Origin of the sequence: Nocardioides sp. TF02-7, from assembly GCF_022437945.1 — a bacterium.
In the GTDB taxonomy this organism is placed as follows: domain Bacteria; phylum Actinomycetota; class Actinomycetes; order Propionibacteriales; family Nocardioidaceae; genus Nocardioides.
Genome location: NZ_CP092535.1, coordinates 2,000,722 through 2,027,362, shown reverse-complemented (window position 1 = coordinate 2,027,362; position 26,641 = coordinate 2,000,722). Strand labels below are relative to the sequence as shown.

29 protein-coding genes and 5 pseudogenes are annotated in these 26,641 nt (G+C 74.3%); 18 read left to right on the top strand and 16 right to left on the bottom strand.

What is annotated here, in order from left to right:
• Positions 1-35: 35 nt before the first annotated feature.
• Positions 36-2,129, bottom strand: coding sequence for an ATP-binding cassette domain-containing protein (locus MF408_RS10390; RefSeq protein WP_275693397.1), 2,094 nt, complete (start codon positions 2,127-2,129; stop codon positions 36-38).
• 74 nt (positions 2,130-2,203) lie between these two features.
• On the opposite strand from MF408_RS10390, the gene MF408_RS26855 reads away from it, so the two are divergent.
• Entirely contained in the window at positions 2,204-2,743 is a 540-nt protein-coding gene (locus MF408_RS26855; RefSeq protein ID WP_345893893.1) for a pyridoxamine 5'-phosphate oxidase family protein, read from the top strand.
• 25 nt (positions 2,744-2,768) lie between these two features.
• On the opposite strand, the pseudogene MF408_RS26850 reads toward MF408_RS26855, so the two are convergent.
• Positions 2,769-3,965: pseudogene (locus MF408_RS26850) on the bottom strand (ATP-binding protein).
• A gap of 107 nt (positions 3,966-4,072) precedes the next feature.
• Between MF408_RS26850 and MF408_RS10370 the strand changes: the two are divergent.
• The gene (locus tag MF408_RS10370; RefSeq protein WP_240251301.1) at positions 4,073-4,279 is read left to right on the top strand and encodes a hypothetical protein; all 207 of its coding nucleotides are present in this window, start codon (positions 4,073-4,075) and stop codon (positions 4,277-4,279) included.
• 29 nt (positions 4,280-4,308) lie between these two features.
• Here the strand turns inward: MF408_RS10370 and MF408_RS10365 are convergent, their stop codons facing one another.
• Positions 4,309-4,545, bottom strand: a complete 237-nt coding sequence (locus MF408_RS10365) for a hypothetical protein (RefSeq protein ID WP_240251300.1) — start codon at positions 4,543-4,545, stop codon at positions 4,309-4,311.
• A gap of 41 nt (positions 4,546-4,586) precedes the next feature.
• On the bottom strand, positions 4,587-4,763 hold the full coding sequence (locus MF408_RS10360; protein ID WP_240251299.1) for a hypothetical protein: 177 nt from the start codon (positions 4,761-4,763) through the stop codon (positions 4,587-4,589).
• 95 nt (positions 4,764-4,858) lie between these two features.
• Between MF408_RS10360 and MF408_RS10355 the strand changes: the two genes are divergently transcribed.
• From MF408_RS10355 to MF408_RS10345, 3 genes are read left to right on the top strand one after another with little or no spacing between them, the layout of a single operon-like run.
• Entirely contained in the window at positions 4,859-5,137 is a 279-nt protein-coding gene (locus MF408_RS10355; protein ID WP_240251298.1) for a hypothetical protein, read from the top strand.
• A gap of 9 nt (positions 5,138-5,146) precedes the next feature.
• Positions 5,147-6,025 (top strand): DNA-formamidopyrimidine glycosylase family protein, encoded by an 879-nt coding sequence (locus MF408_RS10350; RefSeq protein WP_240251297.1) that lies wholly within the window; start codon positions 5,147-5,149, stop codon positions 6,023-6,025.
• A 13-nt stretch (positions 6,026-6,038) separates the two neighbouring features.
• Positions 6,039-6,374 carry a rhodanese-like domain-containing protein gene (locus tag MF408_RS10345; RefSeq protein ID WP_240251296.1) on the top strand — a complete coding sequence of 112 codons (336 nt, stop codon included), beginning with the start codon at positions 6,039-6,041 and terminating at the stop codon, positions 6,372-6,374.
• On the opposite strand, the gene MF408_RS10340 is transcribed toward MF408_RS10345, so the two are convergent.
• The 3 genes from MF408_RS10340 to aat all read right to left on the bottom strand — a co-directional run bounded on the left by MF408_RS10340 (position 6,289) and on the right by aat (position 8,426).
• Positions 6,289-7,029 carry a hypothetical protein gene (locus MF408_RS10340; RefSeq protein WP_240251295.1) on the bottom strand — a complete coding sequence of 247 codons (741 nt, stop codon included), beginning with the start codon at positions 7,027-7,029 and terminating at the stop codon, positions 6,289-6,291. The genes MF408_RS10345 and MF408_RS10340 overlap by 86 nt on opposite strands.
• Positions 7,030-7,137: 108 nt before the next feature.
• The gene (locus MF408_RS10335; protein WP_240251294.1) at positions 7,138-7,572 is read right to left on the bottom strand and encodes a hypothetical protein; all 435 of its coding nucleotides are present in this window, start codon (positions 7,570-7,572) and stop codon (positions 7,138-7,140) included.
• Positions 7,573-7,694: 122 nt separating this feature from the next.
• Positions 7,695-8,426, bottom strand: coding sequence for a leucyl/phenylalanyl-tRNA--protein transferase (gene aat, locus MF408_RS10330; protein ID WP_240251293.1), 732 nt, complete (start codon positions 8,424-8,426; stop codon positions 7,695-7,697).
• A 23-nt stretch (positions 8,427-8,449) separates the two neighbouring features.
• Here aat and MF408_RS10325 point away from each other — a divergent pair, with 23 nt between their 5' ends.
• The gene (locus MF408_RS10325; RefSeq protein WP_240251292.1) at positions 8,450-9,160 is read left to right on the top strand and encodes an EcsC family protein; all 711 of its coding nucleotides are present in this window, start codon (positions 8,450-8,452) and stop codon (positions 9,158-9,160) included.
• 32 nt (positions 9,161-9,192) lie between these two features.
• Here the strand turns inward: MF408_RS10325 and MF408_RS10320 are convergent, their stop codons facing one another.
• The 4 genes and pseudogenes from MF408_RS10320 to MF408_RS10305 form a co-directional block, all read right to left on the bottom strand.
• On the bottom strand, positions 9,193-9,483 hold the full coding sequence (locus MF408_RS10320; RefSeq protein WP_240251291.1) for a hypothetical protein: 291 nt from the start codon (positions 9,481-9,483) through the stop codon (positions 9,193-9,195).
• An 838-nt stretch (positions 9,484-10,321) separates the two neighbouring features.
• A complete protein-coding gene (locus MF408_RS10315; protein WP_240251290.1) occupies positions 10,322-11,257 on the bottom strand; it encodes a hydroxymethylglutaryl-CoA lyase in 936 nt (311 codons plus the stop codon).
• Between the two features lie 213 nt (positions 11,258-11,470).
• Positions 11,471-13,297 carry a biotin carboxylase N-terminal domain-containing protein gene (locus MF408_RS10310; protein WP_240251289.1) on the bottom strand — a complete coding sequence of 609 codons (1,827 nt, stop codon included), beginning with the start codon at positions 13,295-13,297 and terminating at the stop codon, positions 11,471-11,473.
• 4 nt (positions 13,298-13,301) lie between these two features.
• Positions 13,302-14,920, bottom strand: a pseudogene (locus MF408_RS10305) (carboxyl transferase domain-containing protein); the annotation flags it as partial.
• Between the two features lie 475 nt (positions 14,921-15,395).
• Between MF408_RS10305 and MF408_RS10300 the strand changes: the two are divergent.
• On the top strand, positions 15,396-15,599 hold the full coding sequence (locus MF408_RS10300) for a hypothetical protein (protein WP_240251288.1): 204 nt from the start codon (positions 15,396-15,398) through the stop codon (positions 15,597-15,599).
• A gap of 37 nt (positions 15,600-15,636) precedes the next feature.
• On the opposite strand, the gene MF408_RS10295 is transcribed toward MF408_RS10300, so the two are convergent.
• Complete coding sequence (locus tag MF408_RS10295) at positions 15,637-15,774, bottom strand: hypothetical protein (RefSeq protein ID WP_240251287.1); 138 nt, start codon at positions 15,772-15,774, stop codon at positions 15,637-15,639.
• 4 nt (positions 15,775-15,778) lie between these two features.
• Here MF408_RS10295 and MF408_RS10290 point away from each other — a divergent pair, with 4 nt between their 5' ends.
• The 11 genes and pseudogenes from MF408_RS10290 (at position 15,779) to MF408_RS10240 (ending at position 22,542) form a co-directional block, all read left to right on the top strand.
• Positions 15,779-15,916, top strand: coding sequence for a hypothetical protein (locus MF408_RS10290; protein ID WP_240251286.1), 138 nt, complete (start codon positions 15,779-15,781; stop codon positions 15,914-15,916).
• 830 nt (positions 15,917-16,746) lie between these two features.
• On the top strand, positions 16,747-18,093 hold the full coding sequence (locus MF408_RS10285; protein WP_240251285.1) for a helix-turn-helix domain-containing protein: 1,347 nt from the start codon (positions 16,747-16,749) through the stop codon (positions 18,091-18,093).
• On the top strand, positions 18,027-18,893 hold the full coding sequence (locus tag MF408_RS10280; RefSeq protein WP_240251284.1) for an SRPBCC family protein: 867 nt from the start codon (positions 18,027-18,029) through the stop codon (positions 18,891-18,893). The genes MF408_RS10285 and MF408_RS10280 overlap by 67 nt, the downstream gene beginning before the upstream one ends.
• Positions 18,894-19,245: 352 nt before the next feature.
• Positions 19,246-19,449 (top strand): gas vesicle protein GvpJ, encoded by a 204-nt coding sequence (gene gvpJ, locus MF408_RS26845; protein ID WP_345893936.1) that lies wholly within the window; start codon positions 19,246-19,248, stop codon positions 19,447-19,449.
• 160 nt (positions 19,450-19,609) lie between these two features.
• Entirely contained in the window at positions 19,610-20,371 is a 762-nt protein-coding gene (locus MF408_RS10270) for a GvpL/GvpF family gas vesicle protein (protein ID WP_240251282.1), read from the top strand.
• On the top strand, positions 20,371-20,613 hold the full coding sequence (locus MF408_RS10265; protein ID WP_240251281.1) for a gas vesicle protein GvpG: 243 nt from the start codon (positions 20,371-20,373) through the stop codon (positions 20,611-20,613). The genes MF408_RS10270 and MF408_RS10265 overlap by 1 nt, the downstream gene beginning before the upstream one ends.
• The gene (locus MF408_RS10260; protein WP_240251280.1) at positions 20,600-20,857 is read left to right on the top strand and encodes a gas vesicle protein; all 258 of its coding nucleotides are present in this window, start codon (positions 20,600-20,602) and stop codon (positions 20,855-20,857) included. Before MF408_RS10265 ends, MF408_RS10260 begins: the two co-directional genes overlap by 14 nt.
• Positions 20,854-21,273, top strand: a complete 420-nt coding sequence (locus tag MF408_RS10255; protein WP_240251279.1) for a gas vesicle protein — start codon at positions 20,854-20,856, stop codon at positions 21,271-21,273. Before MF408_RS10260 ends, MF408_RS10255 begins: the two co-directional genes overlap by 4 nt.
• 215 nt (positions 21,274-21,488) lie before the next feature.
• A pseudogene (locus MF408_RS10250) lies at positions 21,489-22,028 on the top strand (GvpL/GvpF family gas vesicle protein); the annotation flags it as partial.
• A complete protein-coding gene (locus MF408_RS10245) occupies positions 22,025-22,207 on the top strand; it encodes a gas vesicle protein (RefSeq protein WP_240251277.1) in 183 nt (60 codons plus the stop codon). The pseudogene MF408_RS10250 and the gene MF408_RS10245, both read left to right, overlap by 4 nt.
• Entirely contained in the window at positions 22,204-22,542 is a 339-nt protein-coding gene (locus tag MF408_RS10240; protein WP_240251276.1) for a gas vesicle protein K, read from the top strand. The genes MF408_RS10245 and MF408_RS10240 overlap by 4 nt, the downstream gene beginning before the upstream one ends.
• Here MF408_RS10240 and MF408_RS10235 read toward each other — a convergent pair.
• From MF408_RS10235 to MF408_RS10220, 4 genes and pseudogenes are all read right to left on the bottom strand, one after another.
• Positions 22,481-23,077, bottom strand: coding sequence for an SWIM zinc finger family protein (locus MF408_RS10235; protein WP_240251275.1), 597 nt, complete (start codon positions 23,075-23,077; stop codon positions 22,481-22,483). The two genes, MF408_RS10240 and MF408_RS10235, sit on opposite strands and share 62 nt — an antisense overlap.
• A gap of 231 nt (positions 23,078-23,308) precedes the next feature.
• Positions 23,309-24,049, bottom strand: a complete 741-nt coding sequence (locus MF408_RS10230; protein ID WP_240251274.1) for a C-terminal helicase domain-containing protein — start codon at positions 24,047-24,049, stop codon at positions 23,309-23,311.
• A gap of 133 nt (positions 24,050-24,182) precedes the next feature.
• Positions 24,183-24,740, bottom strand: a pseudogene (locus tag MF408_RS10225) (SNF2-related protein); the annotation flags it as partial.
• A 235-nt stretch (positions 24,741-24,975) separates the two neighbouring features.
• A pseudogene (locus tag MF408_RS10220) lies at positions 24,976-26,475 on the bottom strand (SNF2 helicase-associated domain-containing protein); the annotation flags it as partial.
• Between the last annotated feature and the right edge of the window lie 166 nt (positions 26,476-26,641).

Below are 26,641 nucleotides of genomic sequence, written 5' to 3'. Positions count from 1 at the left end.
CCGCCGGCCCCTCGCGGTCGACGAGCTCGGGTCGGTCACGGCGGAGCCGACCGACCCCTCGCCGGGGGCGTCCCGCGCCGAGCTGCTGCGGGTCCTCGACGACGACACCGCCGCGGCGCTGCTGGCCGAGCCGCTCGCCCCGCTGCTCGCGCTGCAGGTGCGCCAGCTCGGCGGTGCCCTCGCCCGCCCGTCCGACTCCCCCGCACGGAGCGCTCGAGGAGCCGTTCGCGGTCTACCTGCTCGGCATCCCCACGACCCCCGCGGTGGCCACGGAGGTCCGTGCCCGCCAGGCAGCGGTCGTCGACGCCCTGGGGGCAGCGGTGAGCGGGCGGAAGCCGTTCACCTTCCTCACGCCGGGCGAGGGCGTGGAGGCGGCGTTCGGCCCGGCGGCGCTCGACCGGCTGCGTGCGGTCAAGCGGCGCCACGACCCCGAGGGCAGGTTCCGCAGCAACTACCCGGTCGGCTGAGGGCGCACCGGGTCGCGGGTCAGCGTGAGCTCCGCCCCCTCCCACCGCCGGCGCAGCCACCGGTCGTGCGAGGCGACGACGACGGTGCCGGGGCTGGCCGCCAGCGCCTTCCTCCAGCTCGCCGACCAGGCTCAGCGAGATGTGGTTGGTCGGCTCGTCGAGCAGCAGCAGGTCAGGACCGGTGGCGACGGCCGCCGCCAGCGCCAGCCGGCGTCGCTGCCCCACCGAGAGGAGGCCGACCGGCCGCTGGTGGTCGCGGGGGTGCAGCAGGCCGAGGCCGCGCAGCGGGTGCTGCTCGGCGACGACCTCCCCGACCAGGTCGCGGTAGGTCGCCAGCGCCGAGCGTCCGGGGCTGGGGAAGACCGGGTCCTGCTCCAGCTCCACGCAGTGGGCCGCGGCGACGTCGAGGCGGCCACCGGTCGGCCGCAGCCGTCCGGAGAGGACGCCGAGCAGCGTGGACTTGCCGACACCGTTCTCGCCGGTGACGAGCAGGTGCTCGCCGCCCGCCACGTCGAGCCGCGGCACCCGCAGCCGACCCGCGACCTCGAGGTCGCGGGCCACGACGACGCGACCGCCCGAGGCGGCGGCGGTCAGGGTCACCCGCAGCCGCAACCGCTCGGGCGGCTTGCGCACCTGGTCCTGCTCGGCCGCCTCCAGGCGACGCTGGGCGTCCTTCTTGCGGCGGGCGACAGCCCGGTCGACGTTGGCGCCCTTGAACGCGTGGATGAACTTGTCGTTGTCGCGCGGCCCGCGGCCGGGTGCGACCGCGCCGGTCCCGATCGCCGTCGCCGCGCGCAGCCGGTCGAGCTCCTCCTGCTGGGCGGCGTAGGCCTCCTCCCACCGGCGCCGGGCGTCGCGGCGCGCCTGCTCGTACGCCGTCCACCCGCCGCCGAACCGGCGGCCGCCGCGGCCGTCGGTGCCGAACGCCGTCGGGTCGAGGTCGAACAGGTCCGTGGCGACCTCGTCGAGGAACACCCGGTCGTGGCTGGCGAGCACCACCACGCCCGGGAGGTCGCGGAGGAACCCGACGAGGACGCCGATCGCCTCGTCGTCGAGGTGGTTGGTCGGCTCGTCGAGCAGGAGGCAGCGCGGTCGGCGGGTCATCAGGGTGGCCAACGCCAGCCGGGTGCGCTGCCCGCCGGAGAGGCTGCCGACCCGTCGCCCGTGGTCGAGCGCTCCGAGCCCCAGTCGCTCGGCCGCGGCGAGCGCCCGCCGGTCGGCGTCCCAGGCGTCGTGGTCGAGGGCGAAGTCGAGCGCGGCGGCGTACTCCTCCGCCACGGCGGGATCCGCCACCTGCCCGGCCAGCCGCTCGACCGCGGCCACGGCCTCGCGCAGCGGGCGGAGGGTCAGCGCCAGCACGTCACCGACCGTGTCGTCGTCGCGAAACGGGGGCTCCTGGCTGAGCAGCACGAGGTCGTCGGGCCGGGCGACCTCGCCGGTCACCTGGGCGCGGGGCGGCAGCGTGCCGGCCAGCGCCCGCAGCAGGGTCGACTTGCCGGCGCCGTTCTCGCCGACGAGGGCGATCCGGCGGCCCGGCTGGGCGACGAGGTCGATGCCCTGCAGGACCGGCCGGTCGGGGAAGCCGACACCGAGGTCGCGGGCGATGAGGGCAGCAGGGCCGGTGTGGGCGGGGTGGGCGGGGTGGCCGGTGGGGGCTGACATGCGGGTCCTTCGCGACGGTGGAGGACTCGCCGGGCGGTGCCGCGGACGCGAGTCGGAGTCAGCCGTGGATCCACATGATGGGGCGAGTCTACGGATCGTCGACGCCGCCACCAACCGGTTATCGCCGCGCGGAGGCGAACCGCTCCGGCGCGCTCCGCCGGTGTCGGTGCCGCCTCCTAGCGTCCCCGGCCATGGCACTCTCGAACACGGAAAGACAGCAGCTCCTCGCCGAGCCCCAGGTCGCCACCATCTCGGTCGCCGAGCCGGGCCGCGGCCCGCTGGCGGTGCCGATCTGTTACCACTACGAGCCCGGCGGCGAGCCATGGGTCCTTACCGGCGCCGGGTCGCGCAAGGCCGCCCGCATCGCCGAGGCCGGCCGGTTCACGCTCCTCGTCCACCGCCTCCAGCCGACCGTGCGCTACGTGTCCGTCGAAGGGCCGGTCAGCGCCACCCGACCGGCCACCGACGACGACCTGCGCACGATCGCCGCGCGGTACCTCTCCGGCGAGGCGTTGGAGCGGTACGTCGGGTTCGCGGCGTCCGACCTCGGCGCCCAGGTCGTCATCACGATGCGTCCCGAGCACTGGCTGTCCACCGACATGGGCGCGTGGTGAGCGGCGCCCGCACGGGGACAGACCGTCAGCCGTGGCTGCGCAGGTAGCGGCCGAAGTGGGGGGACGGTGAAGGCGATCCGGCCGCGCTCGCCGGAGTAGATGAGCCCCTTCTTCAGCAGGCTGTCGCGAGCGGGCGAGAGCGACTGCGGCTTCTTGCCGAGCACGGCGGCCACGTCGGCGGTCGCGACCGCGCCGACCGGGTCGTGGCCCAGGTCCGCCGCGGCGTCGGCCATCGCCCGCAGGTAGTCGCGCTCGGCCGGCGTGGCCCGCTCGAAGCGGGAGCCGAAGAACCCGACGGCGAGCTCGCGCTCCGCCTCCGGGGCGGCGACGGCGACGTCGGCGGCGGTGATCGGGGAGCGCGGCGCCAGGTCCCACACCGTCTTGCCGTAGGCCTGGATGAAGTACGGGTAGCCGCCGGTGGCGTCGTACATCGCGGCGAGGGCGGCGTCGTCGTAGGCGGCGTCCTCCTCGGCGGCGGGGGCGGCGAGCGCCCGGTCCGCCGCCTCCCGCGGCAGCCGGTCGATCCGCTGGTAGGAGAACAGCCGCTCCGAGTAGGACTTGCTCGCCGACAGCACCGCGGGCAGGTGGGGCAGCCCCGCGCCGACGACGATCACCGGCAGCCCCGTCTGGCTCAGCTCGTGGCAGGCGGCGCAGAGCGCGGAGACGTCGGCCGGGCCGACGTCCTGCATCTCGTCGACGAACACGGCGACCCCGAGCCCTTGTCGGCGGCGAGGCCGCCGACGTCGGTGAGCAGCTCGACCAGGTCGATCTCGACGTCGCCGGAGTCGGCGCGTCCGCGCACCGCCGGCGCGTCGATGCCGGGGCTCCACCGGTCCTTCAGCTTCGCGTCGGCTCCCGCCTCGCGCTGCGCGAACGACCGGATGACGCCGAGCACGTGGTCGGCCTCCTCCTGGCTCGGGTGCCCGAGCTCGCGGACGGCCTGGTGCAGCGCGCTCGCGAGCGGGCGGCGCAGCGACTGGTCGGGCCGCGCCTCGAGCTTGCCCGTGCCCCACCCCTTGCGCACCGCCGCCGAGCGGAGCGCGTTGAGCAGCACCGTCTTGCCGACGCCGCGCAGCCCGGTGAGCACCAGGCTGCGCTCCGGGCGGCCGCGGGCGACCCGCTCGAGCACGACGTCGAACGCCGCGAGCTGCTCGTCGCGGCCGGCCAGCTCGGGCGGCCGCTGGCCGGCGCCGGGCGCGTAGGGGTTCCGGATCGGGTCCACGCTCGGACAGTATCGGCCTCTCTAGCGCTTCCCCTAGACATGGCTAGCGTGTCGGAGATCCGGGGGTCGCACCGTTCCCCCGGCGGCGAACCGGGTACGGGACCGGCATGGACCCGCTGTTCTTCGCCTGGGTCGTGGCGCTGGCCGTCACGATCGGCGGCCTGTTCCCCGGAGCCATCCGGGTGCTCGCCTCCCGCGCCGGCGGCGCGGTGCCCGACCCGGCGCTGCGGCCGGCCGCCCGGTTCGCGATCGGCCTGGGCCTGGTGGGCCTCGTCTGCTGGATCGTGCTCAGCGTGCTGCTGGTCGCGCGGTGAGCCGGGTCGTCGGCCCCGTCGGCCGGTCGTCAGCCCGCGTCGGCGACCGTCCGCACGCGGTGACGCAGCGCGTCGACGAGGGTGTCGACCAGGTCGGGCACGTCGGCCGCCGCGAGCCGGAACGTCGCCGTGCACACGTTGCCGTGCCACAGGGACACGACCACCAGGTCGGCCTCGTCGTGCCAGGCCACCCGGAGCGCACGGTCGTCACCACGGGCGTCGAGGAAGACCGACCCCGTCCGCGGCAGCGGTCGTACGGCGGGCACGTCCTCATTCTCCGCCGTCGGCGGCTCCGGCGCCAGACCCGTCAGCCGAGCGGGAGCTCGTAGCGCTGGGCGGTGGTCTCGAGGTCGGCGTAGCGGTAGGGCACCGGGTCGCCGACGGGGCGGTAGCCCAGCGCCAGCCAGAACGGCTCGGCGACGTCGCGGTTGGTGGCGACCACCGCGAGCCGGAGCGTGCGGATCCCGGGCCAGCCCCGGACCACGGCGAGCAGCGCGTCGTGGGCCGCCCGGCCGATCCCCTCCCCTGGCGGTCGCCGCGGACCTGGAGCAGGCCGACGTACGCCGTGGCCTCGTCGGGGTGCCCGCGGAGCACGTCGACCAGCCCGAGCAGCGTCCCCGGCTCCCGGGCGTCGCGGACGCCGTAGACGGTCTTGCGGTCCGCGGGCAGGTCCGGCGGGCGCATCAGCAGCAGGCTCTGGGCGTCGGCCGGGCCCGGCGGCAGCCCGGTGACCCGCTCGACGTACGCCGGGTCGGACTCGATCACCTGCTGGACGGCGGCGACCTCGTGCTCCTCGACCGGTCGCAGCGTCACCGCCATGGTCGTCAGCGTAGGGCTGCGGGGGGTGGCGCCTCCTAGACTGGCCGCGTGCCCGAGCTGCCCGAGGTCGAGGCGCTGGCCCTGGACCTGCGGGGCCGGCTGGCCGGCCGCGCCATCACCAAGGTCCACGTGGCGGCGTTCAGCGCGCTCAAGACCTACGACCCGCCGCTGGCGGCGATCGAGGGCGCCCTCGTCGACGACGTCCGGCGCCACGGCAAGTTCCTCGACATCGAGGCCTCCGGCCTCCACCTGGTGCTGCACCTCGCCCGGGCCGGCTGGGTGCGCTGGAAGGACGAGGTGCCGGCCCTGCCACCCCGGCCGAGCTCGAAGTCCACCCTCGCCGTGCGGGTCGTGCTCGACGAGCAGGACGGCCTCACGCCCGGTCTCGACGTCACCGAGGCCGGCACCAAGAAGTCGCTCGCCCTCTACCTCGTCCGCTCCCCCGCCGACGTCGAGGGCATCGCCCGGCTGGGGCCCGACCCGCTCGACGACGGGTTCACCCAGGACTCCCTGGCCCAGATCCTGCAGGTCGAGGGCCGCAAGCAGATCAAGGGCGTGCTGCGCCACCAGGGCACCATCGCCGGCATCGGCAACGCCTACTCCGACGAGATCCTGCACGCCGCGCGGATGAGCCCCTTCAAGCCGGCCAACAGCCTCACCGACGACGAGCTCACCACGCTGTTCCGCGCGATCAAGGACACCGTCGGCGACGCCGTCGAACGCTCCCGCGGCCTGGCCGCCAGCGAGCTCAAGGCGGAGAAGAAGTCACACCTCGCCGTCCACGGCCGCACCGGCCAGCCGTGCCCGGTCTGCGGCGACACCGTCCGCGAGGTGTCGTTCGCCGACTCCAGCCTGCAGTACTGCCCGACCTGCCAGACCGGCGGCAAGCCGCTCGCCGACCGCCGGCTGAGCAAGCTCCTCAAGTGAGACGAGACCCCTGATGCACCACGTTCCCACCGTCACCGTCGACGGCGTCCCCCACCCGCTGCCCGAGGGCCTGACCGTGCTCGACGTGCGCGAGCCCGACGAGTGGCAGGCCGGCCACATCGACGGCGCCCTCCACATCCCGCTCGGCGAGCTGCCCGCCCGATCGGCGGAGGTGCCCGAGGGCCAGACCCTCGTCGTGTGCAAGGCCGGCGGGCGCTCCGCTCAGGCGGTCGCCTGGCTGGGCGGGCAGGGGCACGACGTGGTCAACCTGGCCGGCGGCATGCTCGACTGGCAGGCCGCCGGACGGCCGATGGTGAGCGAGACCGGCGCGCCGCCGTACGTCGGCTAGCCCGCCCGGGCGGCTCCGCCCGAGCGGTCAGGAGATCCCGCAGGTCGTGCTGAACCAGCTGCTCGCGTCGGCGACGGCGGCCCGCTCCTCGCGGCTCAGGCCGCTCTCGACGTCCTCCAGCTCCGCCATCGTCGGCTCGTCGGGGGAGGGCGCGGATGCGCTCCGCGAGCGTCCCGATGCCGCGCCAGGTCGCGGCGCTCATGTCCTGCGGCCGCTCGAGCCCGGGCACCTTCGCGGCCCACTGCTTCATCACCCCGGTCATCTCGACCGCGAGGGCGTCGAGGTCCTGGCCGCCGTCGATGGCGTCGACCCCGTCGACCATCTCGGCGTAGGCCACGCACATGCCGTGCAGCCCGGTCGGCAGGTCCGTGCGCAGGTCGCGCTCGGCCGGGCCCGGGTCGTCGTCGGACGAACCGTCGGTCGCCCCCTCGGTGGTCTCTGCGGTCGCTTCCCCGGAGGCTGCGTCACTGGGGTCGCCCGGGTCGGTGGCGTCGGAGGTGGGGTTGGAGCCGGTCTCGGTCCTGTCGGTGGGCGCCGGGCTCGACGTGGAGCCGGCGTCGCGCGCGGGGGGCTCGTCGTCGGACCTGCAGCCGGTCGCGAGCAGCGCGGCGAGCAGCAGGCCCGGGAGGAGCAGGGCGCGGCGGGTGGCGGACATCCCGGCCATGATGGCACGGGCCTGTCCGTCGTACCCCCGGGACGGCGACGGCCGGCCCCGACGTACGGGGCCGGCCGTGCGAGCCGGGTGCAGCGAGCGGAGCTCAGGTCACTCGATGCCTTCCTCGGTGCCCTCGTCGGCGCACGTCTCGGTCTCGTACTCGGTGAAGGCCTCGACCTTGTCCTTCTCGTCGTCGGACAGCTGGTCGGCCAGCGGGTCCTCGTCGGACTCGAAGTCGATGTCGTCGGCGTCGAGGTCGTTGATCGCCTCGAGCTGGATCTCGAAGCCCTCGCGCGCGTCGTCGGGGATGTCCTCCGGCGTGCCGACCTCCTCGATCTTCTCCGCCTGCTCCTTGATCGCGTCGACGAACGCCTCCTCGTCGGGGTTCTCGAAGTCGAGGTCACCCAGCGCCGAGTCGTCGTTGATCACCTCGCAGAACTCGGACTTCGAGGCGTCGGTCGGCGCGCCGCCGCACGCGCTCAGCGAGAGCGCGAGGAGGACGGCGGCGCCGGCCGCGGCGAAGGGACGCTTGATGCGGGTCATGCAGCTTCCTTTCATGTCACCCGGGGGCCCGGGTGCTCGGGGAGGGCTCGTGGGAGCCGGACCGGACGCTCCTACCCGCCCGGGCGGCGAACTATGCACGACCACCCTCCCCCGTCCGCGCATCAGCCGTCGGACCGCAGGAGTCCCTCGGGCGTCGGGACGGTGAACAGTGCGGGCAGGCGGTCGACGTAGGCCCGCCGCGGGAGCTCCTCGACGCCGAGGCTCGCCAGGTGCGGGGTCGACCACTGCACGTCGATCAGCCGCTGTGCCGCGTGCGCGTCGGAGAGCAGCTCGACCAGGCCGACGAGAGCGACCTTGGAGGCGTCGCGCACGCGGTGGAACATCGACTCGCCGGCGAACAGGCCGCCGATGGCGACGCCGTAGAGCCCCCCGGCGAGCCGGCCGTCCTGCCAGGCCTCGACCGAGTGCGCCCAGCCGAGCCGGTGGAGCTCGGCGTACGCCGCGCGGATGCCGTCGTCGATCCAGCCGCCGGGCCGGCGCGGGTCGGCGCAGCCGGCGACCACCTCGTCGAACGCGGTGTCGACGCGGATCTCGAAGTCGCGCACCGAGCGCCGCAGCGACCGCGAGACGTGCAGGCCGTCGAGGCGCAGGACGCCGCGGCGGGCCGGGCTCCACCAGCCGATGGTCGGCGGTGCAGCCCTCCCCGGGAGCCGGAACCGGGCCGGCTCGGGCATCGGGAACAGGCCGCGGCGGTAGGCGGCCAGGACGGTGCCCGGCGCGAGGTCGGCGCCCACGGCGACCAGGTCGTCGTCGCCGTCGAACGCGGCGACCTGCTCGCGGGAGGGCAGGTCCCACGGCGTCGGCGGCGGCTCGACCGGCCCAGGGTGGCTCATCGGGGAGACCCTACGATCAAGGTATGCGCAGCAACGTCAAGCGGGGCCTCGCCGTCGAGGCGGTCCGCCGGGCCGTTCCCCGGCTCACCGAGCTCGCGCCCGGGATGACCTCCTCCTTCGTGCGGGAGGCGCTCAACCGCGCGATCGCCGGCGTCGGTCCGCTGCCGCCGGCGGCGCGCGCCGCCGAGGCCCAGCTGCGGGAGCAGGACGGCGACGTCGACCGCGGCGTCCGGGAGCTGATCGAGAACCACGTGCGGTACGCCGGGCTCGGCGGGTTCGTCACCAACCTCGGCGGGCTGGTGACGGCGGCGGTCGTCGCGCCCGCCAACATCACCGGGCTGGCGCTGATCCAATGCCGGATGGTCGCAGGGATCGCCCACCTGCGCGGCTACGACCTCGACGACCCTCGCGTGCGCAACGCGATCCTCGTGACCGTGCTCGGCGAGGAGTCGGTGCGCCGGATGGTGAAGAAGCTCGAGCTGCCCGCGCCGCCGATGGCGCTGGCCACCGCACCCCAGCACGACCCCGGGCTCGACCGGACGATCACCAACGCGGTGGCGAGCGACCTCGTCAGCCGCGTGGTCGGGCGGCGGCTCGCCACCACGGTCGGCCGGCGGGTGCCGCTGGTCGGCGGCGTGGTCGGGGCAGGCTCCGACGGCTACAGCACCTGGAAGGTCGGGAGGTACGCCGACCGGGAGTTCCTGCCCCGGTCGGCCGCCCGCGAGACCGCCTGACTGCGGGGCCCAGCCGGGCCCAGCCGCGACCGTCAGTGCGTCATCCGGCGGTGCATCTCCCGCCGCGCCCGCTTGACCATGCCCTCCGGGTCGGGCCGGCGCGCCGCCTCCGCGGTCATGCTGCTGAGCGCGGCGACCGCGGCGCGCAGCACCTGCCCCTTGCGCACCCGATCGGGGTTGACCCACACCTCGTCCGGCTCCGGCCGCCGTGGCCGCAGCTCGTCGAGGTCGCCGATCACGTCGATCCCGCTCGCCACCACCCACTCCAGCGAGCGCTCGGTGACCTCCTCGACCCAGTCGTAGTCCTGCGGCCGGAGCCGCACGGGGGTCGGAACGGCCGTGGAACAGCGAGCCCTCGGCCACCATCCGCCGCAACAGCTCGTCGTACTCACCCTCGCGGGCGACCCGGCGGCCGAGCGCGTGGTTGAGGTGGCGCAGGACCTGGGTCTCGGCGACGCCGAGCGACTCGTTGGTCGCCTCGCTGTCGATCGGTGCCCAGGCCGGGTCGATGCCCAGCGCCTGGCACATCCGCGTCCACAACGTGTCCTCCCGGCCCTCGCCGCTCTCGCGCCGGGTCGGCGCCACGACGAGGTGGATCCGCTCCGGCGGCACGCCGACGCCCCACGCCGAGAGCACGTCGGGGATGTCGAAGGCCTGCATCATGAACGGCTTGCCCTGCTTGGAGCGCCGGATGAACTTGCGGAAGGTCCACGCGCGGCCCTGCTTGACGCTCTCCTGCCACGCGGCCGCGAGCTGGCGCGCGAGGTCGCGGGCGGAGTAGACGACGTGCACCTCGCTGCCGGCGAGGTCGGCCATCGCCCGCTGGATCGCCTTCGCGGACGCCGGCGCGAGGATCTCGTGGCTGATGACCACGTTGCCGTCGAGCCGGCGGGTGCGCTTCATCAGCGCGTCCCACGCGCCGTCGGCGTGCCCCGGCGGGCCGCCCCAGTCCTGCTCGGTGAGGTCGAGCGCGGCCCGGAACTGCGAGAGCTCCGGCCGCGCCAGCCGCGACGTCGACGGGAAGTGGACACCGTGGTCGGCGAGGGTGCGGGCGTTGAGGCCGAGCCGGGTCTGGATGTAGGTCGTCCCCGTCTTCGGCGCACCGATGTGGAGGCGGACGACCCTGGTCATGGGCGCGATTCTGTCAGCCCCGGGATCGGGTCACCCGAGCGCCCTGACCACCGCCGACGGGCTCGGCCGCCCCAGGTGCCCCGCCATCCACGTGCTCGCGCCGACCACCGCGGACAGGTCGACGCCGTGCTCGATCCCCAGGCCGGTCAGGAACCACACCAGGTCCTCCGTGGCGAGGTTGCCGGTCGCGCTCTTCGCGTACGGGCAGCCGCCCAGACCGCCGGCGGAGGCGTCGTACGTCGTCACGCCGGCCTGGAGCCCCGCGTGCACGTTGGTGAGCGCCTGTCCGTAGGTGTCGTGGAAGTGGAGGGCGAGCCGCTCCGGACCGACGCCCGCCTCGCCGAACGCGGCGACCAGCGCGCGGACGTGGCCGGCGGTCGCGACGCCGATGGTGTCGCCGAGGCTGAGCTGGCCGGCGCCGAGGTCGAGCAGCCGGCGGCCGACGGTGACGACCTGCTCGACGGGCACCGGCCCCTCCCACGGGTCGCCGAAGCACATCGAGACGTAGCCGCGGACCTCGACGCCGGCGTCGCGGGCGCGCGCCATCATCGGCCCGAACATCTCGAACTGCGTCTCCAGGCCGCGGTTGAGGTTCTTGCTCGCGAACGTCTCGGTGGCCGACGCGAAGACCGCCACGTGCCGCAGGCCGAGCTCGAGGGCACGGTCGAGGCCCCGCTCGTTGGGCACCAGGACCGGCAGCGCGCGGGCCCGGTCACCGAGCTCGGCGACCAGCCCGCTCATCAGGTCCGCGGCGTCGGCGAGCTGGGGCACCCATCGCGGGTGCACGAAGCTGGTCGCCTCCACGGCCGGCAGACCCGCCGCGACCAGCCGTCGTACGAACTCGGCCTTGACCTCGGTCGGCACCGACGACGCCTCGTTCTGCAGCCCGTCGCGCGGCCCGACCTCGTAGATCGTCACCCGCTCCGGCAGCCCCGGCTCCGGGACCACCATCGGCAACTCGCTCATCTCGCTCCTACCGGTCGAATCGGGTGTCGTGGTGGGTTGAATCGGGCCTCGTGGTTGGTCGAATCGTGTCTCGTGGTGGGTTGAGTCGTGCCTCGTGGTTGCTCGAATCCGGCGTCGTGGTGACACCCGTGCGCCACGACGCCGGAATCGGCGCGCCACGACACCTGATTCGACACACCACGAGGCCCGATTCGACACACCACGAGGCCCGATTCAACCCTGCTCGGGGGTGACGTGGAACAGGGTGGCGCCGAGGGCGACCTGCTGGCCGACGGTGGGGGTCGCGGAGGTGACGGTGCCGGCGAAGGGGGCCTTGAGGGCGAGCTCCATCTTCATCGCCTCGACCACGCCGAGGACGTCGCCCTCGGCGACCGCCTGGCCCTCGGTCACCCGGACGTCGAGGACGGTGCCGGGCATCGGGGCGACGACGGTGCCGTCGCCGGTGGCAACGGCGTGGTCGGCGGCCGGGTCGGGGCGCTCGAAGACGTGGCGCTGGCCGCGCCAGGCGAGCTCCACGCCGTGGATGGTCACCAGGGACGTCAGACGATTCGTGGGCGCCCGCCCACGGTCCGCATGACGTCCGGGCAGCGTGACCGAGCCGTCCTCGAACTCCACGACGACCGGCGCCGGCGGTCCCCCCATCCGGAACCCGTCGGCGGCGAACGGCCCGCCCCGCTCGGTGTTCGCGTCGAGCCACAGCCGGGCGGCCAGCTCGCGGGCCGGCGCGGGGTCCGGCTCCGGCACCTGGTTGCGGTCGAGCCACGCCGTGTCGATCTCACCGTCGCGGAACGCGTCGCTCGCCACCAGCTCCCGGAGGAACCCGGTGTTGGTGGTCAGCCCGAGGACCGCCGTGTCGTCGAGAGCGGCCACCAACGCCCGCCGTGCCGACTCGCGGTCACGGCCGCGGGCCACGACCTTCCCCAGCATCGGGTCGTACGCCGTGCTCACCACCTGTCCCGACTCGAGGGCGTGGTCGACCCGCGCGCCCGTGTCCGGCCACCGCACCGCGGTCGCGCGACCGGCCTGCGGGAGGAAGCCGTGGTAGGCGTCCTCGGCGTAGACCCGGGCCTCGATCGCGTGCCCGTGCGGCGCGACCTCCTCCTGGGTCAGCGGGAGCGGCTCCCCCGCCGCCACCGAGAGCTGGAGCGCCACCAGGTCGACGCCGGCGACCTCCTCGGTCACCGGGTGCTCGACCTGGAGCCGCGTGTTCATCTCGAGGAAGTAGAAGTCGCCGGTCGTCGCGTCGAGCAGCAGCTCGACGGTGCCGGCTCCGGTGTAGCCGACCGCCGACGCCAGGGCGACCGCCGCGGCGTGCATCCGGTGCCGCAGGTGCGGGTCGAGGTCGGGCGCCGGCGCCTCCTCCAGCACCTTCTGGTGCCGCCGCTGCGCCGAGCACTCCCGGGTGAGCAGGTGGAGGACGGTGCCGTGCGCGTCACCGACCACCTGCACCTCAACGTGCCGGCCGCGCTCGACGTACTTCTCCACGAGCAGCGTCCCGTCGCCGAACGCCGCGACCGCCTCGCGGCGCGCGGCGCCGACCGCGTCGGCGTACTCCTCCGGCCCGCGCACGACCCGCATCCCCTTGCCGCCGCCGCCCGCGGCCGCCTTGACCAGGACGGGGTAGGCGAACGACGCAGGGTCGCCGTCGAGGTCGTACGACGGCACCACCGGCACCCCCGCGGCGAGCGCGACCTCGCGGGCGGCGTCCTTGCGGCCCATCCGCTCGATCACCTCGGGCGTGGGGCCGACCCAGGTCAGCCCCGCCTCCGCGACGGCGCGGGCGAACCCTGCGTTCTCCGACAGGAAGCCGTAGCCGGGGTGCACCGCGTCGGCTCCCGCCGAGGTCGCGGCGGCGACGACCGCCTCCGCGTCGAGGTACGACGGCACCAGCACCGCCGCGTCCGCCTCCCGGACGTGCAGCGCGTCGGCGTCGACCTCGGTGTGCACGGCGACGGTGCGCACGCCGAGCGCTCGGCAGGTGCGGAAGACGCGGCGGGCGATCTCGCCGCGGTTGGCGACGAGCACGGTCTGGATCGTCATCGGCTCACATCCGGAAGATGCCGTAGGACGGCTCGGGAACGGGGGCACCGGCGGTGACGGCGAGCGCCATGCCGAGCACCCGGCGGGTGTCGGCGGGGTCGATCACGCCGTCGTCCCAGAGCCGGGCGGTGGCGTAGTAGGGCGAGCCCTGCCGCTCGTACTGGTCGCGGATCGGCGCCTTGAACTCGTCGTCGTCCTCGCGCCCGGCGACGGTGGCGAGCACGTTGGCGGCCTGCTCGCCGCCCATCACCGAGATCCGCGCGTTGGGCCACATCCACAGGAACCGCGGGTCGTAGGCCCGTCCGCACATGCCGTAGTTGCCGGCACCGTAGGAGCCGCCGATGACCACGGTCACCTTGGGCACGACCGAGCACGCCACGGCCGTCACCAGCTTGGCGCCGTCGCGGGCGATGCCCCGGTTCTCGTAGTCCTTGCCGACCATGAAGCCGCTGATGTTCTGCAGGAAGAGCAGCGGGATGCCCCGCTGGTTGCACAGCTCCACGAAGTGCGCGCCCTTCAGCGCCGACTCGCTGAACAGGATCCCGTTGTTGGCCACGATGCCGACCTGGTAGCCGTGGATCCGCGCGAACCCGCACACCAGCGTCTCGCCGTAGAGCTGCTTGAACTCCTGCAGCCGCGACCCGTCGACGATCCGGCGGATCACCTCGCGGACGTCGTACGGCGTCCGGACGCTCGCCGGCACCACGTCGTAGATGCTCTCGGGGGGCTCGTGGGGCTCCTCGACGGGGGCGGGAGGGGTGCGGTTTGGTCCCAAACCGCGGTCCGCGGCGCCGGATTCGTGCGGATTGGTCCCAAACCGCAACGTCCCGACGATCCCCCGCAGGATCTGCAGCGCATGGGCGTCGTCGTCGGCGAGGTGGTCGACGACGCCCGACCGGCGGGCGTGGACGTCGCCGCCGCCGAGCTCCTCGGGGGTGACGACCTCGCCGGTCGCTGCCTTCACCAGCGGCGGGCCGCCGAGGAAGATCGTGCCCTGGTTGCGCACGATCACGGTCTCGTCCGACATCGCCGGGACGTAGGCGCCGCCCGCGGTGCACGAGCCCATCACCGCGGCCAGCTGCGGGATGCCACGGGCCGACATGTTCGCCTGGTTGAAGAAGATCCGGCCGAAGTGCTCGCGGTCGGGGGAACACCTCGTCCTGCATCGGCAGGAAGGCGCCGCCGGAGTCGACGAGGTAGACGCACGGCAGCCGGTTCTCAGCGGCGATCGTCTGCGCCCGGAGGTGCTTCTTCACGGTCACCGGGTAGTAGGTGCCGCCCTTCACCGTGGCGTCGTTGGCCACGACCATGCACTCCCGGCCCTGGATCCGGCCGATGCCCGCGACGACGCCCGCCGACGGCACGGCGTAGTCCTCGCCGGGCCCGCCGTACATCCCGTACGCCGCGAGCGGCGCCACCTCCAGGAACGGGCTGCCGGGGTCGAGGAGCCGGTCGACCCGGTCGCGGACGAGGAGCTTGCCGCGGTCGGTGTGCCGCCGGCGGGCGGTCTCGCTGCCTCCCTGCCGCACCCGGGCGAGCCGCTCGTGCAGCTCGGCCGTGAGCTCGCGGAGCGTCGTCATGCCCCGAGGTTAACGATCGTTAACCACCAGGGTCAACGCTCGTCCGCCGGCGGAGCCGTCCGAGCCCTGCCGGACCCGGCCGATGAGGACGGCCGGTGGCTGGACCCGGCACCGGCGGGTACCGCCCTGGAGCACCCGCCCACGAGAGGAGCACCACGCCATGTCGGTCGTCCGGACCATCACCGATCTCGCCGGCACCGTCGTCGGACGGTCCGTCCACGCCGTCAAGCACCCGCGGGAGACGGCGACCCAGGCGGTGGACCTGGCGCGGGGCGTCGGAGGCTCCGTCCTCGGCGGTCGCCGGCACGGGGCCGGGCAGCACCCCGACCCCGCCGAACCCGAGGGCCGCAGCGACGCCGGCCCGGCCGACGTCGAGGCCGCGCCCGAGCGTCCGGCGACGTCGACGCCGGAGCCCTCGTCGACCGAGCCGAAGTCGCCCTCGCGCAACGCCGCGCACGGCGGGCCGGGCGACGACACGATCGACGACTGGCGGGAGGGAGGTCGAGGAGGGTCCCGACGTGACGACCCCGGCCGGCACGACCGGCGCCGGGTTCGGCTCCAACCCCCACACCGGCCGCACCGACCTCGAGCAGCCCGGCACCGAGCCGCTCATGGACCCCTCGCTGACCAAGGCGGTCAAGTCCGAGAGCGACACGCTGCGCAAGGCCGCCCAGACCCCCGACGAGCGCGACGAGGGCGACGACGACTCGACCAGCGGCTGACCCCCGCAGAGCCGGCCCCCGAGGCGCGGCCGACCGGCTACTTCTTCAGCCGGAACGTGATCGTGCCGTCGATGTCGTCCCAGTTGGAGGTCCCGCTGTACTCGGCCTCCCACGACTCCGCGCGGTAGGTCACCGACGAAGCGGTGCGCGACACCTCCTCGAACTCGATCGACACCACGTTGAGCCCCCGCCCGCTCTCGGTGCGGGTGCCGTTGCAGGTCGTGATCGTGTCGCTGTGGTCGAAGTACATGAACAGCCCGATCCGCAGCGAGCCGCGCGAGGTGTGGGTCCAGTGGCCGTGGATGTCGTCGGTGTAGGGGGTCGCCGGTGTACTTGAACCCGCCGCCGCCCTCCTCCACCGAGACCTCGGTCCAACAGTCGCGCTGGTCGGTCTGGCCGCCCGACCAGCTGTAGCGGCTGCCCCGGTCGGCGAAGCTCGTCCGGAGCCCGGGCTGGGTGACCGCCAGGTTGATGCCGACGGTGGCGGTGCGGTCCCACTCCGACTGCGAGGTCTGGCCGGCGTCGGTGAGGGTGAGGTCGCCGGTGATCCGACCCCTTGCCCTGCAGGCCGACGACCTTCGTCCGGTTCCGCGCCGCGCGACAGTCGTTGCGCGCCGGGCCGGCGTCGCGCGCCACGCAGGCGATCAGGTAGTAGTGGCCGGGCGCGGTGCCGTTGGGCACCTTGACCCTCGCCGAGCCGTCCCACGAGACGCCGCCGATCAGCGACTTCACCCGGGTGCTGCCCGCCAGCCTCCGGTCGCCCCGGCCCTTCCGGGCGTCCTTGGAGAGGTAGACCTCCACGGTCGTGGCGGCCGCGCGCCGGGTGCCGTCGTTGCGCACCTTGGTGCGCACCGTGACGGCCTTGCCGGGCATCGCGGTCGCCGGGGCGCTGGTGCGGACCACGGCGAGGTCCGGCCGCGCCGCCGCCGAGGCGGGCACGACGAGACCGATGCAGGCGGTCACGACGGCCGCGGCGACAGCCGTGATCCGGGCGGGTCGGTCGAGCATGGTCGTCCTCCGTTCTGCGGGCAGGCGCCCGCGTCACAGGTGCGACTCGCGAGCCGCCCCGCAGGATTCATCCCTCCGGAGGAATCTGCCGGTGTCGGACCGCCGCCCCGCAGGGGTGAGCGAGCACTAACCTGAGCGGGTGACCGCGACCCAGGAGCCGACCCGGCGCGAGCAGATCCTGGCCACCGCGGCCGACCTGTTCGCCGCCCGCGGCTTCCACGGCGTCTCCGTCGCGGAGCTCGGCGCGGCATGCGGGATCTCCGGGCCGGCGCTCTACAAGCACTTCCCGAGCAAGCAGGCCATGCTCGCCGAGATGCTGGTGTCGATCAGCGAGCGGCTGCTCGCCGTCGGCCGCGAGCGGGTCGCCGCCGCGCCGGAGCCCGCCGCCGCGGTCCGCGCCCTCGTCGACTGGCACGTCGACTTCGCGCTCGGCCACCGCTCGCTGATCGTGGTGCAGGACCGCGACTGGGAGTCCCCTGCCGGCCGACGCCCGCGACCAGGTACGCCGGCTCCAGCGGCAGTACGTCGACGTCTGGGCCGCCCAGCTCCAGGCCCACCGCCCGGGCCTGGACACCGCCTCCGCACGGGCTGCCGCCCACGCGGCCTTCGGCCTGCTCAACTCCACCCCCGCGCTGGCCACGCCCTCGGGGACGCGGGGGCTGCGCGAGCTGCTGGCGTCGATGGCCCTGGCGGCGCTGGGGGTGGAACCGGTCGGCTGACGCTGCCGAGATCCGGTCCGCGCGAGCTCCGGTACGTGTTTGGGATCACACGATCGGGTTACTGCCGTGTGCGGAGGAGGCAGCCGCCCACGTCCTTGGGAGGGGACGAAGGGCCGGCTGAAACGACTATGTCCACAACAACGGCGAAGATCGCCACTGCCGTGGCAGGCGGGTACCTGCTGGGCCGGACCAAGAAGCTGAGGCTGGCCATCACGATCGCGGGGCTGCTCGCGGGCCGCAAGCTCTCGGCCGACCCGAAGTCCATCGCCAACAAGATCGTCGGCGACAACCCCGAGCTGCAGAACCTGCGCGGCCAGCTCACCGAGGGGCTCACCAGTGCCGCCAAGGAGCTGGCGATGGCGACCGCGGCCTCGCGCATCGAGTCGATGACCGAGTCGCTCCAGGGCACCGGCAAGGACGGCGACGGCTCGGACGACGAGGAGGCGCCGGACCAGGAGGCGCCCGAGGACGAGGCACCGGACGACGAGGCACCGGACGACGAGGCACCCGAGGACGAGGCACCCGAGGACGAGCCGGAGGACGAGGACGCCGGCGCGGAGGACGAGGCTGCGGACGAGCCGGAGGACGAGCCGGAGGAGGAGCCCGAGCAGAAGCCCCGCAAGAGCGCTGCCAAGAAGAGCAGCCCCCGCAAGCGGGCGTCGAAGTCGAGCTCGTCGAGCAAGTCCGGGGGAAGTGAGCCATGGCCACCGCGAGCAAGTCGCAGGAGCGGCTCAAGGAGGCCTCCCAGGGCCTCGTCGGCGCGCTGAGCAACCGGGCGCTGGGGGCGGCCGAGGACAAGGTCGGCAACCTCACGTCGAAGATGGAGTCGATGGCCCAGGAGGGCGGCCTGTCGATGCCCAAGCTGGCCAAGCCGGTCGTCAAGAGCGCCGTCGGCAGCGGAGCCTCCGCGGTCAAGGACAAGGTCGGCGACGCGGCCAGCGGCCTCGGCGAGAAGGTCAAGGACGCGGTGACCGGGGGCTCCAAGAAGTCCGGGAGCAACATCAAGGTCACCACCATCCTGGAGACGATCGACGTCGGTGTGCCGATCGAGCTGGCCTACAACCAGTGGACCGAGTTCGGGTCGTTCCCGTCCTTCATGAAGAAGGTCGAGGTCGTCGACGCCGTCGAGGACCAGAAGCTGAAGTGGAAGGCCCAGATCTTCTGGTCCCACCGCGAGTGGGAGTCCACGATCCTCGACCAGCGGCCGGAGGAGCGGATCATCTGGCGCTCCAAGGGCAAGAAGGGGCTCGGTCGACGGCGCGGTGACCTTCCACGAGCTCGCGCCCGAGCTGACCCGGATCATCGTGGTGCTGGAGTACCACCCCCAGGGGCTCTTCGAGCGCACCGCCAACCTGTGGCGCGCCCAGGGCCGCCGGGTCCGCGCCGAGCTGCTCCACTTCCGGCGCCACGTGATGTCCCACGCCCTGCTCGATCCCGACTCCGTCAACGGCTGGCGCGGCGTGATCGAGGACGGCGAGGTCGTCCAGTCCGACGAGGAGCGGCGCGAGGAGGAGGAGCGCGACCAGGAGTCGGGCGACGACCGGTCGGCGGACGAGCCCACCGATGAGGAGGGCGACGAGCAGGACGACGAGCAGGGCGACGAGGACGACGAGCCCACCGATGAGGAGGGCGGCGAGCAGGGCGACGAGGACGAGGCGGACGACGGCCCGCAGGACGAGGCGGACGAGCCCGACGACGAGCCCCGCGACGAGACCGAGGAGACCGACGAGGCCGACGAGCCCGACGAGGCCGGCGACGAGCCGGAGCCCGACGAGTACGCCGACGACGACGAGACCGCCGAGGTCGACGAGGAGTACAGCGACGAGGAGGGAGAACCGATGACCGTCCAGACCACCAGCCAACGCCGCTCCGGCGGCGGCTACCTCGACCGGCCGGCGCCGAGCGGCCTCGCCGACGTCATCGAGATCATCCTCGACAAGGGCATCGTGATCGACGCCTACGTGCGGGTCTCGCTGGTCGGCATCGAGCTGTTGACCATCGACGCCCGGATCGTGATCGCGAGCGTCGACACCTACCTCCCGGTTCGCCGAGGCGACCAACCGGCTCGACCTCGGCAAGGCGGAGGGCAAGGACCTCGGGGACCTCCTCGACGACTTCCGTGAGGGCGGCGCACGCAAGAAGACCAAGGGTGCGCTCGGGGGCGTGAAGGGAGGCGCTCACCCCGAGCCGTGACGACAAGGACGACGACGACACCGACGACACCGACGACGGGGAGGCCGGCGAGGAGAGCAAGCGCCGCCGCTCGTCGTCCAGGAGCCGGTCGTGACGGTGACCCGCGACGGCACCGAGCCCCGCACGGAGGCGCTGCTCGTCTACGGCGTGGTCCGGGCCGGCTCGGAGCTGCCCGAGATCACCGGCGTGGGCGGCAGCGCCCTCCGCGCGGTCGCGCACGGCCCGGTCGCGGCCGTGGTCGGCGCGGTCGAGGAGGGCCGTTCGCTGGCCCACAAGGCCGACCTGACGGCGTACCACCAGGTCGTGGACGCGTTGGCCGGCCGGGGGCCGGTCGTGCCGGTGCGGTTCGGGTCGGCGCTGGCCGACGACGCCGGGGTCGTCGACGACCTGCTCGCGCCGCAGGAGGACCGGCTGGCCCAGCTGCTCGACGCCCTCGAGGGGCGCAGCCAGCTGGTGCTGCGGGCCCGGTACGTCGAGGAGGCGGTGCTCGCCGAGGTGGTCGCGGCCGACCCCCGGATCCGCGAGCTCAACGACCGCACCCGCGGCGTGCCGGAGCAGATGTCGTGGGCCGACCGCGTGCGGCTGGGCGAGCTGGTCGCCCACGCCGTCGACCAGCGACGGCAGCACGACGCGGACGACCTGCTCGACCGGGTGCTGCCGCACGTCGTCGAGCACCAGGTCCGCCGCGGCGCCGGCCTCGACCACGTCGTCGAGGCGGCACTGCTGGTCGACGACGACCAGGTGCCGGCGCTGGAGCAGGTGCTGGAGACCTACGCGGAGGCGGTGCACGAGCGGGTGCGGCTGAGCCTGATGGGGCCGCTCGCGCCGTACGACTTCGTCGGGGAGGCGTGATGGGACTGTTGACCGGGCTGCTCGGCCTGCCGCTCGCGCAGCTGCGCGGCACCGTCGCGATCGGCGAGCAGGTGCTGCGCCAGGCGGAGGAGACCTACTACGACCCCGCCATCATCAGGCGGCAGCTGGAGACCGTCGCCCACCTCCACGAGGAGGGCGCACTCAGCGACGCCGAGGCCGCCTGGTGGGAGGAGGAGCTCCTCCAGCGGCTGATCGAGGGAGCCGAACGTGAAGGGCCCTGAGGCGGTGAAGCTCGCCCGGCACCACGTGCAGGGACTGACCGGCAAGGAGGCCGAGGCGGTCGTCGGCCTGGAGAAGGGCGACGACGGGTGGACGGTGCTGGTCGACGTCCTCGAGCTGCACCGGGTGCCCGAGACGACCGACGTCCTGGCGACGTACGAGGTCAAGCTCGACGGCGACGGCGACCTCACCAGCTGCCGCCGGATGCACCGCTACACCCGCGGGAGCACCGAGGAGGACCGATGACGGAGCGCCGCACCGAGTCGGTGGTCGCCGACGACGCCACAACCGACACCGGGTCCGGCACCGGTTCCGGCGCCGGGGACCTGCCGGCGCGCCGGCCGGGCCCGTCGTCGGTCTCCCCGGCCTACGGCACGCCCCACGACCCGCGCCAGCCGCGCCCCCAGCAGCTGGCCGACGTGCTCGAGCGGGTGCTCGACAAGGGCATCGTCATCGCCGGCGACATCCAGGTGAACCTGCTCGACATCGAGCTGCTCACGATCAAGATCCGGCTGCTCGTCGCGTCGGTCGACAAGGCCGAGCAGATGGGGATCGACTGGTGGAAGCACGACCCGATGCTGTCGGGCAAGCAGGACCGGCTGGAGCAGGAGAACCGCGAGCTCCGCGAGCGGCTGGAGGCGCTGGAGGCGCGGCATGGGTGATCGGGCCCGCTATCTCTACGCCGTCTGCCGCGGCCTCGACCCCGCGGTCGTGACCGAGGTCCCCGCGCTGGCCGAGGCTCCGCTCGAGGTGGTCGAGGTGCTCGACCTGCAGGCCGTCGTGAGCACCGTCGACCTCGACGACTACGGCGAGGACGCGCTGCGCCGCAACCTCGAGCGGCTCGACTGGGTCGAGCACACCGCCCCGCGGCCACAACGCGGTGGTGCACGCCTGCGCCGAGGCCGCGCCCACCGCACCGATGCGGCTGGCGACGATCTGCCTCGACGACCCGAGCGTCCGGCGGCGGCTCGAGGAGCAGTACGACGCGCTGGCCGCGGCGCTCGACCGGGTCGAGGGCCGCGCCGAGTGGAGCGTGAAGGTCTACGCCCACCCGACGCCCCGCGGCGCAGAGGCCGCCGAGCCGGCGGTGAGCAGCGGCGCCGCCTACCTGCGCCGCAAGAAGGCCGCCGCGACCGAGAAGCGAGCGGCGGCGGAGCAGTCGGCCGCCACCGCCCAGGAGGTGGACCTCGCGCTGCGCGAGCTCTGCGTCGCCAGCCGCCGGCTGCGACCGCAGGACCCGCGGCTGTCGGGTGTCGAGGGCACGATGCTGCTCAACGGCGCCTACCTCGTGGACGCGCGCGCCCGCGACGCGTTCACGCAGCGGGTCGCCGAGCTCGCCGCGGCCCACCCGGAGGTGTCGGTCGCCTGTGCCGGCCCGTGGCCGCCGTACTCCTTCGCGACGCTGGAGCCGGTGTGAGCGTCCTGGCCGAGGAGCAGGGCTACGGCGACATCGCGCTGGTCGACCTCCTCGACCGGCTGCTCGGCACCGGCGTGGTCATCGCCGGCGACGTCGTGATCAGCCTGGCGGGGATCGACCTGGTGGAGGTGCGGCTGCACGCGTTCATCTCCTCGGTCCGGGAGGAGATGGCGCGATGACCGGACCCGCGACCTCGGCCTCCTCCGGCCCGGCCCCGGAGCCGAGGGGCCGGCACGCCCTCGCGCAGCGGATGGAGACCGACCCCGACTCCGTCGAGCGCGACCTGTTCAAGCTCGTCCTCACGATCATCGAGCTGGTGCGGCAGCTGATGGAGAAGCAGGCGCTCCGCCGTGTCGACGAGGGCGACCTGACCGACGACCAGGTCGAGGCGCTCGGTCTCGGGCTGATGAAGCTGGAGCAGGCGATGGAGGACCTGAAGTCGCGCTACGACCTCACCACCGCCGACCTCGACATCGACCTCGGCCCGCTCGGCACCCTGCTGTCGACGGACTGACCGGCTCTCCCTGACCGGCCCTGACCGGCACTGACCTGACCGGCACCGACCCGCACCGGGACGACCGGCTCAGGTGACCAGGTCGTCGGGGACCTCGCCCCCCGCCCTCCATCAGCTCGACGAGGCGCCGGGCCCGCAGGACGGCGTCGGCGGCGACCTCGACGTCGTCGGCGAGCCGGCCCACGCCGCCGGGGTCGTCGGCGGCGCCGGTCGCGCGGTCGTGGAGAGCGGCGAGCAGCGCCTCGCGGTCGAGCCCCCGCACCGCGAACAGCACGAGCGGGTCGGCGTCGACGAGCCAGCCCACCTGGACCAGGACGGCGAGGGCGTGCGCACACGGGTCGAGGTAGTGGTCGCAGGTGCAGGTGGCGACCAGCTCGCCCCCGAAGGGGAGCAGCTCGACGCCGACCTCCTCGGCGTGCTCGACGAGGTCGTGCGGCAGGTCGCCGGCCAGCAGCGCGGCGACCCGGCCGGACTCGGCGGCGACGACGTCGACCAGCGCCGACCGCTCCGGCTCGTCGAGCACCGGCACCGCCACCTCGACCGTCCACGCGTCGTCGTCCTCGCGGACCGCGGCGAGCAGCGAGCCGGCGGCGACGCTGATGCCGCCGACGTCGCCGCGCCGGGCGGCCCGGCGGCCGGCGCGGAGGTCGGCCTCGGCGTACGCCGCTTCCTCGACCGCCCGCTGCCACGCCTTGCCCCCACCAGGAGCGCAGGCCGCGGCGGGGCTGGTCGAACCGGGCGTGGGTGACCCGCTGCGTCGCCACGCTCACTCCTCGTCCCCGTCGCGCAGCAGCGCCTCGCGACGGGCCTCCGCGCGCAGGGTCACCAGGTCGCGGAGGTCCTCGTTGCTCAGCTCGGTCAGCGCCGCGTCGCCGCGGGCCAGGACCGCGTCGGCGAGCGCCCGCTTGCGCTCGAGCAGCGCAGCGACCCGCTCCTCGATCGTGCCGCGCACGACCATCCGGTGCACCTGCACCGGCTTGGTCTGCCCGATCCGGTAGGCACGGTCGGTCGCCTGCTCCTCGACCGCGGGGTTCCACCAGCGGTCGACGTGGACGACGTGGTCGGCGCGGGTCAGGTTGAGGCCCGTGCCGCCGGCCTTGAGGCTGAGCAGGAAGATCGGGACCTCGCCGTCCTGGAACCGGCGCACCATCGCCTCCCGCTCGGCCACCGGCGTGCCGCCGTGGAGGAGCTGGTGCCGCACGCCGGTCGCACTCAGGTGCTGCTCGAGGAGCCGCGCCATCGCGACGTACTGGGTGAAGACGAGCACCGCGCCGTCCTCGGCCAGCACCGTGGCGAGCAGCTCGTCGAGCAGGTCGAGCTTCTCCGAGCGGCCCGGCAGCCGCACCCCGCCGGCGGTGAGCGACTGCTTGAGGAACTGGGCCGGGTGGTTGCAGATCTGCTTGAGCCCGGTGAGCAGCGAGAGCACCATCCCGCGGCGCTGCGGGTCGTCGGCGGGGAGCCGCTCGATCCGGGCCATCGTGTCGCGGACGAACGCCTCGTAGAGCACGACCTGCTCGCGGGTCAGGCCGAGCAGGTGGTCGGTCTCGGTCTTGGGCGGGAGCTCCGGTGCGATGCCGGGGGTCGGACTTGCGGCGGCGCAGCAGGAACGGCCCGATCAGGTCGGCGAACTGGCGGGCCTTGGTCGGCTCCGCACCCGACTCGATCGGCGCCGCCCACACCCGTCGGAACGCCTGGCGGCTGCCGAGCAGCCCCGGCACCAGCCAGTCGAGGATCGACCAGAGCTCGGTGAGCTCGTTCTCCACCGGTGTGCCGGTGAGCGCGACGCGGGCGCGGCTCGGGATGCGGCGCAGCGCCCGCGCGGTGGCCGAGCGGGCGTTCTTGACGTGCTGCGCCTCGTCGGCGACGACCAGGTCCCAGCCGGCGTCGGCGAGCGCCGCGTGGTCGCGCCGCATCGTGCCGTACGTCGTCAGCACGAAGCCGCCGTCGAGGTCGCCGAGGTCGCGGGCCGAGCCGTGGTGGCGCCGCACCGGCAGGCCGGGCGCGAACCGCCGGATCTCGGCCTCCCAGTTGCCGAGCAGGCTGGCGGGGCAGACCACGAGCGTCGACCGGCCGTCGGAGAGGCCCTGCTCGAGGCGGTGGAGGTGGAGCGCGATCAGGGTGATCGTCTTGCCCAGCCCCATGTCGTCGGCCAGGCACGCACCGAGGCCGAGGCCGGTGAGGTCGGCGAGCCAGGTCAGCCCGTGGCGCTGGTAGTCGCGCAGCTCGGCCCGGAGCCCGGCCGGCGCCGGGAGCGGGTCGCGGGTGGGGGGCCGCGAGCAGCCGGTCGCGCACCTGCAGCAGGCTGGCGCCGACGACCACCTGCTCGGTGCTGCCCGGCTCGGTGGCGTCGGGCAGCTCGGTCACACCGGTGAGTGCGGCCGCGAGCGCCTGGGACCCGGTGGCCTTGCGGATCAGCCGCTTGCGCGCCCGGCGCGCGGTCGAGGGGTCGACGACGGTCCAGGAGCCGCGCAGCTGCAGGAGGGGGCTCGCGGCGGTCGCGAGCTGCTCCATCTCCTCCTCGGTCAGCGGGTCGCCGTGCAGCGCGACCTGCCAGGAGAAGGCGAACAGCCCCTCGGCCGAGAACGGGCTGTCCTGCACGGGGAGGTCGCCGTCCCAGGAGCCGTCGCGTCGCTCGAGCACCGCCCGGGTGGTGAGCTCACGGCCGAGCGAGCGCGGCCAGTGCACGTCGACCCGCGCGTCGCGCAGGGTGCCGACGTGGTCGAGGAGGCTCGCGATCTCGTCGCGGTCGAGGGTGAGCTGGTCGGGCACGGAGAGGCCGAGCAGCCGGTCGAGCACCGGCCACACCTCCGCGGCCGCGCGGAGCGCGATGCTCGCGTGGACCCGCGCGCGGGGCCCGAACCCGTGGCCGGCCGCGCCCGCCGCACCCGCCGCGCCGGCGGGGTCAACGGTGTCGGCGAAGAGCACCGCCGCGTCGCAGACGTGGAGCGGGTCGCGCTCGTCGTGCACCTGCACGACCACCCGCACCGACCCGGCGACCAGCTCCTCCTCGTCGGCCTCCACCCGCAACGAGACCCGCACCAGCTCGGGGAGCGCCTCGACCCCCGTCCGGCCCTCCCGCTCCGCGCGCTCGGCGACCCGGCGCCGCAGCCGCTCGGCGAAGCCGCCGGGCGCCGGCGCGGCGGCCCGCTCCGCAGCGGGGCGGGGCGGGGCGGTCGCTGCCGGGGCGGCCCGGGGCAGCGCGTCGACGACCGCGTCGAGCACCTGCTCGACGAGGGCCGTCGCGGCGGCCGGCTCCAGGTCGTCGTAGGCCCGTGCCTGCGCGAGCCGGGCGAGGCTGTCGCGGTCGCGCTCGTCGAGGCCCTCGACCTGCCACCGCGGCGCCCGGCCCTCCGGCGTCGCCGGTGCGAGCTTGCCGGCCGCGACGATCCGGCTCGCCAGCAGCGCGGCGCCGCCGAGGAGCGCGACGCTGGGATGGACGTCGTCGCGGCCGCGTGCCTTGCTCAGCACGGGCAGCGCCGCCCGGACCGGGAGCGCGATCGTGCGCCGGTCGTCGCTGAACTCGATCGTGCCGTCGCGCGGCGGGTCGGCGGGCCGGAAGGTCGCCGGACCGGTCACGGGCACGAAGCTCACCCGGGAGACGGTAACCGGCGACCCCGACACAGCCGTCCGGTCCGTCACTCCGGCGTCGACACCCACTGCACGAGCTGCCAGACCAGCCCGTTGCCGTCGCGGAACTGGCAGTAGCGCTCCCCCCAGGGCTCGGTCTCCGGCGGCGTGACGACGGTCGCGCCGGCCGCCGCGATCCGGTCGAACTCCGCGTCCAGGTCGTCGACGACGAACACGAGCAGGATCCCCCTGCCCGGCCGGGCCGGCGATCTCCGCGGGTCGGAACGTCGGCAGGCCGACCTGCAGGAAGATCACGTTGACGCCGGCGGTCGGGTGGGTGAGCGAGACGAAGCCCTCGGCGCTCATGGCGTCGGTGAAGCCGAGGTGGTCGCGCGCGAACCGGGCGGAGGCCTCGACGTCGGGCACGTTGAGGGAGATGGCGGTGGAGGTGATCTGCACGGGTTCCTTCCGTCGCAATACGTTGTACGACGTACACCGTACTACGTTATGCGATGATGCGCCAATGGAGATG

Excerpts from the sequence above, each read along its gene's own strand:
- MF408_RS10390 (WP_275693397.1), bottom strand. The coding sequence starts at position 2,129 with ATGTCAGCCCCCACCGGCCACCCCGCCCACCCCGCCCACACCGGCCCT.
- MF408_RS26855 (WP_345893893.1), top strand. The coding sequence starts at position 2,204 with ATGATGGGGCGAGTCTACGGATCGTCGACGCCGCCACCAACCGGTTAT.
- MF408_RS10370 (WP_240251301.1), top strand. The coding sequence starts at position 4,073 with ATGGACCCGCTGTTCTTCGCCTGGGTCGTGGCGCTGGCCGTCACGATC.
- MF408_RS10345 (WP_240251296.1), top strand. The coding sequence starts at position 6,039 with ATGCACCACGTTCCCACCGTCACCGTCGACGGCGTCCCCCACCCGCTG.
- MF408_RS10340 (WP_240251295.1), bottom strand. The coding sequence starts at position 7,029 with ATGTCCGCCACCCGCCGCGCCCTGCTCCTCCCGGGCCTGCTGCTCGCC.
- MF408_RS10335 (WP_240251294.1), bottom strand. The coding sequence starts at position 7,572 with ATGACCCGCATCAAGCGTCCCTTCGCCGCGGCCGGCGCCGCCGTCCTC.
- aat (WP_240251293.1), bottom strand. The coding sequence starts at position 8,426 with ATGAGCCACCCTGGGCCGGTCGAGCCGCCGCCGACGCCGTGGGACCTG.
- MF408_RS10325 (WP_240251292.1), top strand. The coding sequence starts at position 8,450 with ATGCGCAGCAACGTCAAGCGGGGCCTCGCCGTCGAGGCGGTCCGCCGG.
- MF408_RS10315 (WP_240251290.1), bottom strand. The coding sequence starts at position 11,257 with ATGAGCGAGTTGCCGATGGTGGTCCCGGAGCCGGGGCTGCCGGAGCGG.
- MF408_RS10310 (WP_240251289.1), bottom strand. The coding sequence starts at position 13,297 with ATGACGATCCAGACCGTGCTCGTCGCCAACCGCGGCGAGATCGCCCGC.
- MF408_RS10280 (WP_240251284.1), top strand. The coding sequence starts at position 18,027 with ATGGCCACCGCGAGCAAGTCGCAGGAGCGGCTCAAGGAGGCCTCCCAG.
- MF408_RS10265 (WP_240251281.1), top strand. The coding sequence starts at position 20,371 with ATGGGACTGTTGACCGGGCTGCTCGGCCTGCCGCTCGCGCAGCTGCGC.
- MF408_RS10255 (WP_240251279.1), top strand. The coding sequence starts at position 20,854 with ATGACGGAGCGCCGCACCGAGTCGGTGGTCGCCGACGACGCCACAACC.
- MF408_RS10240 (WP_240251276.1), top strand. The coding sequence starts at position 22,204 with ATGACCGGACCCGCGACCTCGGCCTCCTCCGGCCCGGCCCCGGAGCCG.